Origin of the sequence: Bradyrhizobium sp. CCBAU 51753, from assembly GCF_015291565.1 — a bacterium.
In the GTDB taxonomy this organism is placed as follows: Bacteria; Pseudomonadota; Alphaproteobacteria; order Rhizobiales; family Xanthobacteraceae; genus Bradyrhizobium; species Bradyrhizobium ivorense.
Genome location: NZ_CP030037.1, coordinates 8,718,060 through 8,733,590 on the forward strand (window position 1 = coordinate 8,718,060; position 15,531 = coordinate 8,733,590).

The 15,531-nt window shown below is 65.0% G+C and carries 11 protein-coding genes and 1 pseudogene; 8 read left to right on the forward strand and 4 right to left on the reverse strand.

Going from position 1 to position 15,531, the window contains the following annotated elements; all coding sequences use genetic code 11:
* Positions 1-84: 84 nt before the first annotated feature.
* The 5 genes from XH93_RS40070 (at position 85) to XH93_RS40090 (ending at position 9,083) form a co-directional block, all read left to right on the forward strand.
* A complete protein-coding gene (locus tag XH93_RS40070; protein WP_194475520.1) occupies positions 85-2,076 on the forward strand; it encodes a HAMP domain-containing sensor histidine kinase in 1,992 nt (663 codons plus the stop codon).
* Positions 2,046-3,794: a DUF3369 domain-containing protein gene (locus XH93_RS40075; protein WP_194471663.1), complete on the forward strand. Its 1,749-nt coding sequence runs from the start codon at positions 2,046-2,048 to the stop codon at positions 3,792-3,794. The genes XH93_RS40070 and XH93_RS40075 overlap by 31 nt, the downstream gene beginning before the upstream one ends.
* Positions 3,791-4,528 carry a response regulator gene (locus XH93_RS40080; protein ID WP_194471664.1) on the forward strand — a complete coding sequence of 246 codons (738 nt, stop codon included), beginning with the start codon at positions 3,791-3,793 and terminating at the stop codon, positions 4,526-4,528. The genes XH93_RS40075 and XH93_RS40080 overlap by 4 nt, the downstream gene beginning before the upstream one ends.
* Positions 4,529-4,767: 239 nt before the next feature.
* Positions 4,768-7,818 (forward strand): DNA polymerase I, encoded by a 3,051-nt coding sequence (gene polA, locus XH93_RS40085; RefSeq protein ID WP_194471665.1) that lies wholly within the window; start codon positions 4,768-4,770, stop codon positions 7,816-7,818.
* Between the two features lie 632 nt (positions 7,819-8,450).
* Positions 8,451-9,083: a LysE family translocator gene (locus XH93_RS40090; RefSeq protein ID WP_194471666.1), complete on the forward strand. Its 633-nt coding sequence runs from the start codon at positions 8,451-8,453 to the stop codon at positions 9,081-9,083.
* A 183-nt stretch (positions 9,084-9,266) separates the two neighbouring features.
* Here XH93_RS40090 and XH93_RS40095 read toward each other — a convergent pair.
* Together XH93_RS40095 and XH93_RS40100 are read right to left on the reverse strand one after the other, a co-directional pair.
* Positions 9,267-10,379 (reverse strand): annotated as a pseudogene (locus XH93_RS40095) (integrase core domain-containing protein); the annotation flags it as partial.
* 792 nt (positions 10,380-11,171) lie between these two features.
* Positions 11,172-11,798: a glutathione S-transferase family protein gene (locus tag XH93_RS40100; protein WP_194471667.1), complete on the reverse strand. Its 627-nt coding sequence runs from the start codon at positions 11,796-11,798 to the stop codon at positions 11,172-11,174.
* Between the two features lie 202 nt (positions 11,799-12,000).
* On the opposite strand from XH93_RS40100, the gene pyrE reads away from it, so the two are divergent.
* Together pyrE and XH93_RS40110 are read left to right on the forward strand one after the other, a co-directional pair.
* Positions 12,001-12,564, forward strand: a complete 564-nt coding sequence (gene pyrE, locus XH93_RS40105; protein ID WP_139479661.1) for an orotate phosphoribosyltransferase — start codon at positions 12,001-12,003, stop codon at positions 12,562-12,564.
* Between the two features lie 372 nt (positions 12,565-12,936).
* Positions 12,937-13,710: a DUF2865 domain-containing protein gene (locus tag XH93_RS40110; RefSeq protein WP_194471668.1), complete on the forward strand. Its 774-nt coding sequence runs from the start codon at positions 12,937-12,939 to the stop codon at positions 13,708-13,710.
* 171 nt (positions 13,711-13,881) lie between these two features.
* Here the strand turns inward: XH93_RS40110 and XH93_RS40115 are convergent, their stop codons facing one another.
* Complete coding sequence (locus XH93_RS40115) at positions 13,882-14,313, reverse strand: hypothetical protein (protein WP_194471669.1); 432 nt, start codon at positions 14,311-14,313, stop codon at positions 13,882-13,884.
* 194 nt (positions 14,314-14,507) lie between these two features.
* Between XH93_RS40115 and XH93_RS40120 the strand changes: the two genes are divergently transcribed.
* Positions 14,508-14,801, forward strand: a complete 294-nt coding sequence (locus XH93_RS40120) for a GIY-YIG nuclease family protein (protein WP_194471670.1) — start codon at positions 14,508-14,510, stop codon at positions 14,799-14,801.
* Positions 14,802-15,079: 278 nt separating this feature from the next.
* Here XH93_RS40120 and XH93_RS40125 read toward each other — a convergent pair whose 3' ends face one another.
* Complete coding sequence (locus XH93_RS40125) at positions 15,080-15,313, reverse strand: hypothetical protein (protein WP_194471671.1); 234 nt, start codon at positions 15,311-15,313, stop codon at positions 15,080-15,082.
* Positions 15,314-15,531: the final 218 nt, after the last annotated feature.

The window sequence follows — 15,531 nt, forward strand, 5'->3', positions numbered from 1 at the left end:
GCATCCCAACAGGACAATGTGACGAAGCGGCCGGCGGCTTTCGGGCCGCAGGGCCGCTTCCGCGTCGTCCAACTGTTGCGTGCGGTGCCGATCCGCTGGCGCATCCTTTCGATCGCGCTGCTCAACTCCGCAGTCGTGGTCGCGCTCGCGTTCCTGATCTGGAACGGCTCCAAGGTGCTCGGCTCGGCCTGGGACGACGTCCGCCAGGTGCGGGACTCCGACAAGATCCTTGCCAAGCTGGAGAGCGAGACCTCCAGGCTGCAGAACCTGATCCACCGCTACATCAACCAGCCGAGCCCCGATCTGTTTGCGGAGATCCTGCTGCTGCGCGAGGCCGTGCTCGGCACGCTGACCAACCGCGCCTCGACCGATCCGATGCTGTCGGGCTCGGTGGAGGAGCTGGAGCGCGCCACCAGCCACTTCCTCGACGGCTTCGGCGAACTGCGCGCGCTGCAGACCACCATCACCAAGACCTATGACGAGCAGGTGCTGGCGCCGACCAAGGACATGGCCGGACTCTATTCGATCATCGAGGGCGCGACCGGGCATCGCGACGCGCTGATCTGGCCCGCGCTCGGCAAATCCCGCGAAGCCTTCACCTCGCTGCTGGTCGCCGCCAACGCCTATTATCTGTCGCTCGCCTCGGCGTCGGCCGAGGAGGCCCGCCGCAACACCGATACGATCGAGAAGACCATTCCGGTGATGACCGATCTCGCCGAGAACGACCTGCAGCGCATGGCGCTGGCGCGGCTCAAGGTCAAGACCGCGGAGCTGCGCGACGGGCTCACCAGATTGAGCGAGCAGCTTGCCAGCCGCACCGAACTGTTGCGCAACACCATCGACGCCAGCCAGGCCGATGCGATCGGCGCCATCGACGGCCTCTCGGTCAAGATGCGCCAGCGCGAGCAGAAGGCGCAGGAGACCTTCGACAAGACCCTGTCCGCGATCTCGCGCCGGGTGCTGTCGATTGCCGTGGTCTTCCTCGGCGTCATCATGTCGGCCGGTGTCATGATCGCGCTGTCGATCCGCCTGCCGCTGGCGCAGATCATGGCGGCGATGCGCGCCATCACCTCGGGCGATCTCGACCGGCCGGTGCAGGGCACCACGGCCAGGGACGAGGTCGGCGCCATGGCGCGCGCGGTCGAGGTGTTCCGCGAGAACGCGATTGCCAAGCGCAAGACCGAGGACGAGTTGCGCAGTTCCAAGGAGAAGGCCGAGAGCGCACTACTCGAGCTCAACACCGCGCAGCAGAACCTGATCGATGCCGAGCGGCTCGCCGCGCTCGGCGGCCTCGTCGCCGGCGTCGCGCATGAGGTCAACAACCCGATCGGCATCAGCCTCACGGTGGCCTCGAGCTTCGCCCGGCGCGCCGAGATGTTCGAGAACGATCTGAAGACCGAGCAGTTGCGCCGCTCCAAGCTCGACGAGTTCGTCCGCACCTCGCGCGATGCCTCGCAACAACTGGTCGCCAACCTGCAGCGCGCCGGTGAACTGATTCAGTCCTTCAAGCAGGTCGCGGTCGACCGCTCGCATGCCGAGCGGCGCCAATTCAGCTTGAGTGAATCGACCGACCAGATCGTGGCGAGCCTGCGGCCGGTGCTGAAGAAGGCCGCCATCACGCTGTCGGTCGACGTGCCCGAGGGCCTCTTGATCGACGGCTACCCCGGCGCCTATGGGCAGATCTTAACCAATCTTTTCCTCAACGCAGTCAATCATGCTTTTGCTGACGGTCGCTCCGGCATGATCTCGATCTCGGCGCGCGGGCGCGACGCCGACGATGTCGAGATCATCTTCGCCGATGACGGGGCCGGCATGACGCCGGACGTGCAGCGGCAGGCATTCGACCCATTTTTCACGACGCGCCGCAACGAAGGTGGTACGGGCCTCGGCCTCCATATCGTCTATAACCTGGTCACCCAGCAGCTCGGCGGACGCATGATGCTGGAGTCAAGGGTAGGACAAGGCACCACTTTTCGCATTATCATGCCCAGGATCGCCAAGGGACAGCCCACGATCACTGACGCAGCAGCCGACGGAACCAGTCAATGGCCGAACAGGACGATGTCCTCCAACTGATCGACGATACCGAGAGCCCCCCGGAGGACTCGTCGGCCCGCAAATGGAAGATCGCCGTCATCGACGACGATCATGCGGTGCATGAAGGAACCCGCTTTGCGCTCAGCGACTACAATCTGAACGGCGCGACGCTGGAGATTCTCTCGGCCTATTCCGCGGCCGAAGGCCGCACGCTGATGCGGGACAATCCTGATATCGCCGCCGTGCTGCTCGACGTCATCATGGAGACCGACATCGCCGGGCTCGAGCTCGTCGAATACATCCGCAACGAGATCAAGAACGAGACCGTCCGCATCATCCTGCGCACCGGCCAGCCCGGCCAGGCGCCGGAGCGGCGCGTCATCGTGCAATACGACATCAACGACTACAAGGCGAAGACCGAGCTCACCGCCGACAAGCTGTTCACCTCGCTGACCGCGGCGCTGCGCAGCTACCAGCAGCTCGAGCGCATGGTGCAGACCCGGCGCGGGCTCGAGATCATCATCGATGCCGCCTCGACGCTGTACGACTTCAAGTCGATGCAGCGGCTGGCCGAGGGCGTGCTGACCCAGCTCGCCTCGCTGCTCAACGTCGACTGCGCCGGCATCCTGGTGCTGCGCGACAACGGCAACGCGACCGCGGCCGATTTCTCGGTGCTGGCCTGCTCCGGCTGCTACAGCCGCTTCATCGGCACCACCTCGTCGAAGGCGCTCGATCCCGACCTGCGGCACATGGTGGAAGCCGCGTTCCAGCGCCGCAAGAACGAATTCGCCGACCATCGCAGCGTGCTCTATTCGCGCACCGGATCTGGCCGCGAGGTCGTGGTGCTGCTGCAGGCCGAGCGCCAGCTCTCCGACACCGACCGCGCGCTGGTCGAGATCTTCTCCAGCCGGCTGTCGATCGCCTTCGACAACGTGATCCTCTACCAGCAGCTGCACGAGGCCAACACCCAGCTGGAAGACCGCGTCGCGCAGCGCACCCGCGCGCTGATGCAGGCCAACCGGCGGCTGTCGGCGCAGTGGCTGCGGCTGCAGCGCGCCAACGGCTTCAAGAACGAGATTCTGGGCACCGTCGCCCACGATCTGAAGAATCCGCTCGGCGTCATCCTCGGCCGCACCGAGATGCTGACCGAATTGATCGGCGCCGGCTCGCCGAAGGAAAACGTCACCGCGCAGGTCGAGCACATCAGGGACGCCACCAAGCGGCTGACCTCGATGGTCGACCATCTGATCTCGGATGCGATGGCCGATGCCTTCGACATCACCATCCGCCGCGAGCCGGTCGACGTCGCGGCGCTGGTCAACGAGGTCACCGAGGCCAATCTGCCCTCGGCCATCAACAAGCAGCAGAGCATCTCGGTGTCGGGGCCGCAGCACTTCGTCACGATGTGCGATTCCGACCGGATCCGCGAGGCGATCGACAATCTGGTCAGCAACGCCATCAAATATTCGCCAATCGGCGGCAAGATCAACGTCACCGTCAGCCATGAGGGTGACAACACCGTGATCCGGATCGTCGACCAGGGCCCGGGTCTGAGCCCGGAGGACCTCGGGCGGCTGTTCGGCCGGTTCCAGCGGCTGTCGGCCAAGCCCACCGCCGGCGAAAGCTCGACCGGCCTCGGCTTGTCGATTGTCAAGCGCATCATCGACATGCATGGCGGCCATGTGACCGCGCAGAGCCCCGGCCCCGGACAGGGCTCGACCTTTACGGTTACACTGCCCGCGACAGAGACAGCATGAGCCAGACACCGCACATCTTCATCGTCGACGACGAGGCGCCGGCCCGCGAAATGGTCGGCGATTACCTCAAGATGCACGGCTTTGGCGTGACGCTGTGCGACGGCGGCAAGAGCCTGCGCAAGGAAATCGAGAGCAGCGTGCCCGATCTCGTGGTGCTCGACCTCAACATGCCCGAGGAAGACGGGCTGTCGATCATTCGCGACCTCAAGAGCAAGATCAACGTCCCCGTCATCATGCTGACAGCCACTGCCAGCCCGATCGACCGGGTCGTGGGCCTGGAGCTCGGCGCCGACGACTACGTGGCAAAACCCTGCGAGTTGCGCGAGCTGATGGCCCGCATCCGCTCGGTGCTGCGACGGGCCGGCCCCGCCAAGGCCGCGGCGCCGGAGCCGGCGGCCGCCAAGGCCGAAAAAGAGCAGTTGGTCCGGTTCGGCACCAAATGGCTCGATCTCGAGGCCCAGGCGCTGCGCGACGACGAGGGCAATGAGCACCCGCTGACCGCCTCCGAATTCGGCCTGCTCAAGGTGTTCGCGGCCAACCCCAAGCGGGTCCTGTCGCGCGAGCGGCTCTTGGAACTCGCCAACGCCCGCGACGCCGAAGCCTTCGACCGCGCCGTCGACCTCCGCATCATGCGCATCCGCCGCAAGATCGAGTTCGATCCCACAAAGCCGTCGGTGATCCGCACCATCCGCGGCGGCGGCTATTTGTTCTCGCCGACCGGGGATAAGGCGTAGGCGTTCCGCTGCTGACCCGTCATCCTGAGGCGCGAGCTCTTGCGAGCCTCGAAGGATGTACGGCCCGGCTGGTGGCCGATTCATCCTTCGAGGCTCGCAAGAGCTCGCACCTCCAGCGACAAAGGCGAAGCCTTTGCGCGGGGATGACGGGGCTAAATTCAGCGAAATCACTGTGCGGCGCGCCCGGAATCCACAGCATCAAGGCTGTCAATTCGCGCAAAAATCCCTAAGTTTCCGCCATGCCGAAGACAGCCTCCAAAGACCCCGCCAAGCCAGCTCCGAAGACCGCGCCAAAACCCGTTGCCGCCAAGGCGACGGCGAAGGGCGACCATGTCTTCCTGGTCGATGGCTCCTCCTACATCTTCCGCGCCTATCACGCGCTGCCGCCGCTGAACCGCAAGTCCGACGGGCTGCAGGTCAATGCGGTGCTCGGCTTCTGCAACATGCTGTGGAAGCTGCTGCGCGAGATGCCTGATGACAACAAGCCGACCCACCTCGCCATCGTGTTCGACAAGTCCGAGATCACGTTCCGCAACAAGCTCTATCCCGACTACAAGGCGCACCGCCCGCCGGCGCCCGACGATCTGATCCCGCAATTCGCGCTGATCCGCGAAGCGGTGCGCGCCTTCGACCTGCCCTGCCTCGAGCAGATCGGGTTCGAGGCCGACGATCTGATCGCGACCTATGCGCGGCAGGCCAGCGAGCGCGGCGCCACCACGACCATCGTCTCCTCCGACAAGGATCTGATGCAGCTCGTCACCGACAAGGTGGTGATGTTCGACACCATGAAGGACCGCCGCATCGGCCGCGACGAGGTGATCGAGAAATTCGGCGTGCCGCCGGAGAAGGTGGTCGAGGTGCAGGCGCTGGCCGGCGACTCCACCGACAACGTGCCCGGCGTGCCCGGCATTGGCGTGAAGACCGCGGCGCAGCTCATCATCGAATACGGCGATCTCGAGCAGCTCTTGTTCCGCGCCACCGAGATCAAGCAGCCGAAGCGGCGCGAGGCGCTGCTGGAAAATGCCGAGAAGGCGCGGATTTCGCGCCAGCTGGTGTTGCTCGACGACAAGGTCGATCTCGAAGTGCCGCTCGACGACCTCGCGGTGCACGAACCCGACCCGAGGCGGCTGATCGCCTTCCTCAAGGCGATGGAGTTTTCCACCCTCACCCGCCGCGTCGCCGAATATTCGCAGATCGATCCCGCCAATGTCGACGCCGATCCCGGCAACAAGAGCGGCGCCAGCGTGTTCTCGCCGCTGCCGCCGTCCGACGTGACGCCGGCACCCGGCGACGCACCGACGGCTGCTGCGCCCGCGCCTGCGCCGGCGAAGGAGCGCGCCAAGCCGACCGGCGCGCGCGACGACAAGAATTCCAGCCTGAAGGGGACGCCGGCCGCATTGGCGGAGATCCGCGGCGAGGCGATCAAGAAGGCCGGCTTCGACCGCAAGGCCTACCAGGCGATTGCGAGTCTCGATCAGCTCAAGGCGTTCATCGGCCGCGTGCGCGACACCGGCTATGTCGCGATCGAGGCGATGTCGGAATCGATCGACCCGATGCAGGCCGAGCTGTCCGGGCTGGCGCTGGCGGTCGCGCCGAACGACGCCTGCTACGTTCCGCTCGGCCACAAGCAGCCCGGCGGCGGCGCCGGCCTGTTCGACGCCGGCCTCGCGCCCGGACAGATGAAATCCGCCGACGCGCTCGCCGCGCTGAAACCGCTGCTGGAGGCGGCGGGCATCCAGAAGGTCGGCTTCAACACCAAGTTCACCGCGGTGCTGCTGGCGCAGCACGGCATCTCGCTCGCCAACCATGACGACGCCCAGCTGATGTCCTACGCGCTCGATGCCGGCCGCGGCTCGCACGCGCTGGAGGCGCTGGCCGAGCGCTGGTTCGGCCATGCCGTGGTCAACTACGGCGGTCTCGTCGGCAGCGGCAAGGGCAAGCTGACCTTCGATCAGGTCACGATCGACAAGGCCACCGAATACGCCGCCGAGAGCGCCGACGTGATCCTGCGGCTATGGCGGGTGCTGAAGCCGCGCCTGACCGCCGAGCGGATGTTGACGGTCTACGAGACCCTGGAGCGGCCGCTGGTCGCGGTGCTGGCGCGGATGGAGCGGCGCGGCATCTCGATCGACCGCCAGGTGCTGTCCCGGCTGTCGGGCGATTTCGCCCAGACCGCGGCGCGGGTCGAGGCCGAGATCCAGGAGATCGCCGGCGAGCCGGTCAATGTCGGGAGCCCGAAGCAGATCGGCGACATCATCTTCGGCAAGATGGGATTGCCCGGCGGCAGCAAGACCAAGACCGGCGCGTGGTCGACCACCGCGCAGGTGCTCGACGAGCTCGCCGAGCAGGGCCACGAATTCCCGAAGAAGATTTTGGAGTGGCGCCAGGTCTCGAAGCTGAAATCGACCTACACCGACGCGCTGCCGACTTACGTCAACCCGCAGACCCACCGCGTCCACACGACTTACGCGCTGGCCGCGACCACGACGGGGCGGCTGTCGTCGAACGAGCCGAATTTGCAGAACATCCCGGTGCGCACCGAAGACGGCCGGAAAATCCGCCGCGCCTTCATCGCGACGCCGGGCCACAAGCTGGTGTCGGCGGACTATTCGCAGATCGAGCTGCGGCTGCTCGCCGAGATCGCCGACGTGCCGGTGCTGCGCCAGGCGTTCCGCGACGGGCTCGACATCCACGCGATGACGGCCTCGGAAATGTTCGGCGTGCCGATCAAGGACATGCCGAGCGAGGTGCGCCGCCGGGCGAAAGCGATCAACTTCGGCATCATCTACGGCATCTCGGCGTTCGGCCTGGCCAACCAGCTCGGCATCGCCCGCGAGGAAGCCTCGGCCTACATCAAGAAATATTTTGAGCGCTTCCCGGGCATTCGCGCCTACATGGACGAGACCAAGGATTCCTGCCGCAGGAACGGCTACGTCACCACGTTGTTCGGCCGAAAGATGTACTATCCCGACATCAAGGCCTCCAACGCCTCGGTGCGCGCCTTCAACGAACGCGCCTCGATCAACGCCCGCCTGCAGGGCACCGCCGCCGACATCATCCGCCGCGCCATGATCCGCGTCGAGGACGCGCTCACCGAAAAGAAGCTCTCGGCGCAGATGCTGCTGCAGGTGCACGACGAGCTGATCTTCGAGGTGCCCGACGACGAGGTCGCGGCGACGCTGCCCGTGGTGCAGAAGGTGATGCAGGACGCGCCGTTCCCGGCCGTGCTGCTATCGCTGCCGCTGCAGGTCGACGCCCGCGCCGCGAACAATTGGGACGAGGCGCACTAAGTAAGGTGAGCACGGTTGCCGGGCTCCCTCCCCCCTTGCGGGGGAGGGTTGGGGAGAGGGGTGCCACACGACGTGCTCTCTCAACGTGAGCTTCGATGACGCGCGGTTCGATATTGCACGAGCCGCGCGTCCATTCATCATCTCGCCCGGGGCTACCCCTCTCCCCACCCTCTCCCGCAAGGGGAGAGGGAGCCTGACAGTGTGCTCACCTTACTTGCCGTGTGCGATCAGCCGCTACAGGTCGACGCGCGCGCGGCAAACAATTGGGACGAGGCGCATTAGGTAAGGTGAGCACGGTTGCCGGGCTCCCTCCCCCCTTGCGGGGGAGGGTGGGGGAGAGGGGTGCCACACGACGTGCTCTCTCAACGTGAGCTTCGATGACGCGCGGTTCGATGTTGCACGAGCCGCGTGTCCATTCATCATCTCACCCGGGGCCACCCCTCTCCCCACCCTCTCCCGCAAGGGGAGAGGGAGCCTGACCGATGTGCTCACCTTACTGTGTACGATCTGCCGTTCCGGCCGAAGCTCTCGCACCACCGCCATCGCCGCTACATTGCTCCGAGAACAATTCCAGCATGGCCGCGCGCCGGCTCGCACGCTAGAACTGCGTGCATCCCCTCGCGAGACCCGTCATGCCCCACACATCCGCTTTGCTCGGCTTTGCCCTCGTGTCGCTCGGCATGGTGCTGACGCCGGGGCCGAACATGATCTATCTGATCTCGCGCTCGATCACGCAGGGACCGGCGGCCGGCATCGTCTCGCTCGGCGGCGTGGCGCTCGGCTTCGTGTTCTATCTGCTGTGCGCGGCGTTCGGCATCACCGCGCTGCTGTTTGCGATCCCTTACGCCTATGATGCGCTGCGCTTTGCCGGCGCGGCTTATCTGCTGTGGCTGGCGTGGCAGGCGCTGAAGCCCGGCGGCCGTTCGCCGTTCCAGGTCAAGCAGCTTCAGGTCGACGGCCCGCGCAAGCTGTTCGCGATGGGCCTTGTCACCAATCTCCTTAATCCGAAGATCGCGATGCTCTATCTCGCGCTGCTGCCGCAGTTCATCGATCCCGCCGGCAGCGTGCTGACGCAGTCGCTTGCGCTCGGCTCGATTCAGATCGCGATCAGCGTCAGCGTCAACGCGATGATCGCGCTCGCCGCGGGCTCGATCGCGGTGTTCCTCGGCACCCGCCCGAGCTGGCTGCTGGTACAGCGCTGGTTGATGGGCACGGTGCTGGCGGGTCTCGCGATGAAGATGGCGCTGGAGGCGCGGAGGGCCTGACGAGTGAGCAACCGGGGACATGGGTAACAGTTCAGACCGACGACATAGGTAACACAATTCTCGTTTCGTTCAGGTCTGTTGTTGTTGAGGCTGTGGACCCTGAGGGCAACGCGCAGCGTTGTCCTCAAGTCCACAGCCTTTTGTCTTTCGTTTGGGTCTGCGGAGCAGGTCGCCCCGGTGGGCGATCGTGCCGAGCACGATCGGACCATAGCTGACGGTCCAGCCGTCCTGGTTCTCGGCCAACCCAACGGGTTCGCCGATCAACGCTTCGCTGATGTAGATCGTGTTGCCCAGCCACTTGATCTCTCCGTTGTGCCGGACGGAACGGACGTCCTGGTCGTGGTATTCCGGTTGGCGCAAGACGCCGTCGAAGCGGCGTGGGGAGGCCTGGTAACGGTCGGCAGGCGTAGCATTGTCGAGCGACTGGTGCGGCCGCTCCTCGTTGTAGAGGTGCTGGAAGCTGTGCAGACGCTTGAGCTGCTCGCGCATGGTGCGGGCCGGCGGATTGGCAACGTCTTGCAGCAGGGTCAGATGCATGCGCTCATGGCGCCCGTTCTGCTGAGGTTTGCCCGGCGCAATGCGCTCCGGCGTCACGCCGGCTTTGATCAGCTTGACCGACAGCCGCGACAATCCTCCGGCGCCGCGCGAAGCAAACGGCGAGCCGTTGTCCGAGCGCATGGCGTGCGGCAATCCAAACTCCCGGAACGCCGCGTCCAGCACCGGCCAGACATGATTGGTATCGGTGCGTGCCAGAGCCTGGCAGCGCAGCAGATAGCGGCTGTAGGCATCGGTGATCGTCAGCGGTTCGCAGCGCATGCCGTCCCCGGTCAGGAACCAGCCCTTGAAGTCGATGCACCACACGTCGTTGGCCGCCTCGCAACCGGCAAAGGGCGCGCTCGAAGGCGGGCCGCGCCGGCGCAGCTTGCGCTTCACGGTCAGGCCCTCTCGGTCGAACAGCTCGCCTATCGTGCTTGCGGCAGGCCAGGCCGTCCGAGGGGACTTCCGTTCGAGAAAGGCCAGCACCTTGATCGGCCCCCAGGTCGGATGCGCCCGACGCACCTCAAGGCAACGCTCGGCAATCTTCTCGGCAATGCTGTGCGGACGATGCAGCGGAGCTCGCGAACGATCGAACAGTCCGGCCGCACCTTCTTCCTCGAACCGTGCAAGCCATTTGTAGCCCACCCGACGGCTCACGCCGAACCGCCGGCACACCGCCGCAAATGATTCATCGTGCCTTTGCGCCGCCACCACAAAACGCATCCGCTCATCCACAGCACAGGTCTCCATCCACCCCATCGGCAAGCTCCTCCTTGCCGATCAGTTGACCTGTTACCTATGTCGCCGGTCTATTCTGTTACCTATGTAGCCGGTTAGGACCCGAGTACCCTCTCCCCCTGTGGGAGAGGGTGGCGCAATCGAGCAGAGCGAGATGAAGCCGGGTGAGGGGTATCTTTCCACACGGCAAAGCCTCGCAAGCGGAGACAACCCCTCATCCGTCGCGGACTACGTCCGCGCCACCTTCTCCCACAAGGGGAGAAGGGAAGAGCAGCACCCAGTGAATACCCTCTCCCCCTGTGGGAGAGGGTGGCGCAATCGAGCGGCGCGAGATGGAGCCGGGTGAGGGGTATCTCTCCACGCGGCAAAGCCTCGCAAACGGAGGCAACCCCTCATCCGTCGCGGACTACGTCCGCGCCACCTTCTCCCACAAGGGGAGAAGGGAAGAGCAAACGCCCAGTGAATACCCTCTCCCCCTTGTGGGAGAGGTGGCGCAATCGAGCGGAGCGAGATGAAGCCGGGTGAGGGGTATCTCTCCACGCGGCAAAGCCTCGCAAGCGGAGGCAACCCCTCATCCGTCGCGGACTGCGTCCGCGCCACCTTCTCCCACAAGGGGAGAAGGGAAGAGCAAGCGCCCAGTGAATACCCTCTCCCCTTGTGAGAGAGGGTGGCGCAATCGAGCGGAGCGAGATGAAGCCGGGTGAGGGGTATCTCTCCACACGGCAAAGCCTCGCAAGCAGAGACAACCCCTCATCCGTCACGGACTGCGTCCGCGCCACCTTCTCCCACAAGGGGAGAAGGGAAGAAGGCCTCTCAATCCAGCTTTGCTTCCATGCCGCGTTTCGTGCCGGGCCGCGCCATCAGCGCCTCGTACCAGCGCTTGACGTTGGGGAAGTCTGATAGCTCCACCTTGTGGCGCGGGTGGCGCCAGGCCCAGCCGAGGATGGCGAAATCGGCGACCGAGAGGTCGCCGGCGACGAACTCGCGTCCGTCCAGCCGGCGGTCCAATACGCCGTAGAGCCGGCGCGTCTCGGCCTTGTAGCGCTTCAGGCCGTAGGCGCGGTCCTGCTCGTTCTCCAGCGCGATGAAATGATGCACCTGGCCCGGCATCGGGCCGAAACCGCCCATCTGCCACATCAGCCACTCGTAGACCGGGATCCGCTCGGCCAGCGGCTTCGGCAGGAACTTGCCGGTCTTCTCGCCGAGATAGAGCAGGATCGCGCCGGATTCGAAGATGCTGACCGGCTTGCCGCCCGGCCCGTCGGAATCGACGATCGCCGGGATCTTGTTGTTCGGGCTGATGGCGAGGAAAGCGGGCGCCATCTGCTCGCCCTTACTGATGTTCACCGGGATCACCTTGTAGGGCAGCCCCATCTCCTCCAGCGCCACCGAGATCTTGCGGCCATTGGGCGTGTTCCAGGTGTGCAGCTCGATGGTCATTTCCGCTTCCCTTCCAGATATTTGCCGCTTGCTTACGGGGAAGCCGGGGGCGGCACAACCCGCGCGGATCGCAAGCGCGCCCTTCAAAAATCGCGGCATGGGCGCTGTTGACGGGCCAATTTCCGCGCTGGAATGTCCCGGCTACCATCGATAGATTGCCGCCCGTTTCGAACCGCCGAGCAAGCTTTCAAGGGAACAAGCCTTGTCCAAATCAGCCTCCCGTGCCCGCCTCGCCGAGATCATCCGCAAGCGCTCGTTCGGCCGCGGCGAGATCACGTTGGCGTCGGGCCGCAAGAGCGACTTCTATTTCAACCTGAAGCCGACCATGCTCGATCCCGAGGGCGCCGCGCTGCTCGCCGAACTGACCTACGAGGCGCTGAAGGACGACAATCTCGATTTCGTCGGCGGGCTGGAAATGGGTGCGGTGCCGCTGGCCGGCGCGATCGCGCAGCTCTCCTGGCTGAAGGGCCACCCGATCGCGGCCTTCTTCGTGCGCAAGAAGCCGAAGGAGCACGGCGCGCGGCTCGCAGTGGAAGGGCTCGCCAAGGGCGAGTCGCTCGCGGGCAAGCGCATCGTGATCGTCGAGGACGTTACCACCACAGGCGGCTCGGCGCTGAAGGCGGTGGAAGCGGTGCGCGAGGCCGGCGGCGAGATCGCGCTGGTGTTCACCATGGTCGACCGCGAGGAAGGCGCCACCGAGACGTTTGCGGAGGCCGGGTTGCCGTTCCGCGCGTTGTACAAGGCCGGCGAATTTTTGAAGGGCTGACGGTCCCTCTGCTCCCTCGCCCCGCTCTCTTGTCCGCCGAAGCCCGCCTTCGGGCGAAGGCGGATGCGGGGTCGCGACGAGCAGAGCTCGCGCTGAGAGGGTCGGGGTGAGGGGCTTCTCTCCGCGCACCAGACTCGCGGAGAGTCCCCCTCACCCGGATCGCATCTTGCGATGCGATCCGGCCTCTCCCCGCAGGCGGGGAGAGGCGAAGGAATTCCCCCGCGTCTTCTTCCTCATCCGCCCAATCAATCGCTCGTTTACCATCCCGCACTATGGTGAAGCCGCTGCGGCAGCTGTCGCCGCGGCGTGGCGCGTCGGGTGGAGTTGGCGTTGCGTACAGAGTTGAGTGATCGGCGCGTGCGGCGCTGCGTGATGCTGGCTGCCGCAATGCTTGCGGGCTCCGTCATGGTCGTGCCCGCGCCCGTCTCGGCCGAAGGGCTGTTCGATTTCTTCTTCGGCGGCGCGCAGAAGCAGCAGAGTCGCCAAGCCCCGCCGCAGGCAAATTTCTTCGCCGATCCGTTCGGCAACACCCAGCAGCCGGAACGGCCGGCCGCGCCGGTGGCGCGCGTCGCAGGCTCCGGGCCGGCGTTCTGCGTGCGCACCTGCGACGGCAAGTATTTTCCGCTGACCATGCGCGGCAACGCCACGCCGGTGCAGATGTGCCAGGCGTTCTGCCCGGCCAGCGCGACCAAGGTCTATTACGGCAGCAGCATCGACAGCGCCTCGTCGAACACCGGCGGCCGCTACGCCGACAGCGAGAACGCCTATGCCTATCGCAAGGAACTGCGCGCCGACTGTACCTGCAACGGCCGCGATCCGGCGGGGCTCGCACCGGTCGATCTGGCGCTCGATACCTCGCTGCGCGCCGGCGATGTGATCGCGACGACCGACGGCCTGGTCGCCTACACCGGCATCCGCGTAGGCAATGAGCAGGCCTTCGACTTCACGCCGATCGCATCCTATCCCGGCCTGACCTCCGAGATCCGCGCCCGCCTCGGCGAAATGAAGGTCGCCCCGGTCACCGCGGAGATCGCCGGCGACGCGCCGCTGCCGGAAACCCGGAGGGATGTGGCGCCGTCACCGCCGGCCTCGGTGGTGCCGAAGACGTCAGTGGCGAAGCCCGCGAAGCGCGCCGAGGTGCATTGATCCAAATGCCAACGCGGTGTCATCACCCGCGAAAGCGGGTGATCCAGTATTCCAGAGGCCGTCGTTATTGAACCGAGAGGCCGCGGCGTACTGGATCGCCCGGTCCATGTGCGCAATTGCGCACAGGCCGGGCGATGACAGCCACGAAGCGGCCATTCGTGTCATCAACGATCAGCGCCCGACGATCACGCCGATCACGTTCGGCGCCGCCAGGTACTTGTCCTCGATCGCGGCGCGCGCGGCGGCGCGGTTCTCCGGATTGAGGATGCCGCGCTTCTCGGCGAGGATCATCCAGCAATAGCCCCACCAATCCGTCAGCATGCCGTGATCGTCGACCAGATCGTAGCCCTGCTCGGCGGCGAAGATGCGCGCATGCGCCTCGTCGAGCGAATCGAGCCAGGCGTGATCCTCCAGCGAGAACAGATCGTCGCTGAAATCATCCGTGGTGTAGCCCCAGATCGACATGCAGACCGCGTTGAACTCGCGGTCGAGCTGATCGTCGTCGATCGGCTGGCGCCGCGACACCTGGTGCAGCCGGGTCAGCGAGCGCGCGAAATCGGCAATCCGGGTGAGAGCGAACTGATCAAAGGCGATGGTGGACATGTAGTCCTCGCGGAGACTGAGAGGCCATAGATATTGTGTCGGCGAATGCGCCGAATCACAATGATATATCAAAGGCTTGCTAAAGTGTTCTTAATTCGTTCTGGATGGTTTATGATCCGTCGTCCCTAGCCGTCGTCCTGGCGAAAGCCAGGACCCATTACCCCGACGGCCCATTGTTTTGCGAGCTCTGGCACATGAGCACAGCAGGCAGCTACTACGTCTACATTCTCGCAAGCCGCCATCACGGAACGATCTATATCGGCGTCACAAATGATATTCGGGCTCGGCTCGAACTGCACCGCTCCGGGCGAGGCTCCAAGTTCGTCCACAAATACAGGGTCTTCCGCCTCGTTCGCTTGGAGGAATTTGCCACAGCGCAGGAAGCCATCGCGCGAGAGAAGCAGCTGAAGTTCTGGAAGCGCGATTGGAAGATCAAACTGATCGAAGCGGACAATCCTGATTGGAATGACCGGTCGGGCCTCATTTGACAGGCGGGGTAATGGGTCCTGGCTTTCGCCAGGACGACGATTGCATCCCCCAAAGCAATAAGGGCCGCTGAGTGATGTCAGCGGCCCGCTTGAAATAATGTCTTCGAGATGAAATGTGCCTGCCCCGCGCCGGCAGGCACATCTGTAAACAACTCGTTAAACTCTGGAAATCCGTATCACCACGGTGTTTCCGGTGAATCAGGCAACGAGCGAACCAAGCCCACCGCTCACGCGGAACAGCGCCTGTGCCCTATCTGACGTCAGCCGATTTGCGTGCGTCAGTTTGCGGCCGACAGCAGTTTGTCGCCGCAGGCGTTCGCATAGAACTTGCCGCCGCATTGCCGCTTGATGGCGGCGCAGCGCGCGGCGGGGGTGGCGTTCTGTGCGACGCTGAAACCGCAGGTGAGGCCGTCGGCGCTGCGGCCGGTCTTGCCCGCCGCATAGGCGGCGCTGGTTGCGGTGATGCAGACCACGAGCAACGTTGCGGCTGCGATCTCGATCAACAGTCTCATCACGCCTCCTCTGCTGTCGCAAAGTCCCGGCTTCGCGCTGATCGTAGCACCGGCGATGACGGTTCCGAAGCGCTCAAATCGGCCCGGTCTTTGCATAAATTTGCGGCAACGCCGTGCATGGCCGCATTTCGGATGGTTTCGATTGCCATGCAACGCGCGTATCATTGCGCCAGGGCATGGTCGGAAAAGGGTGGGCACCGGTTTTCCGAAAAGTTCCA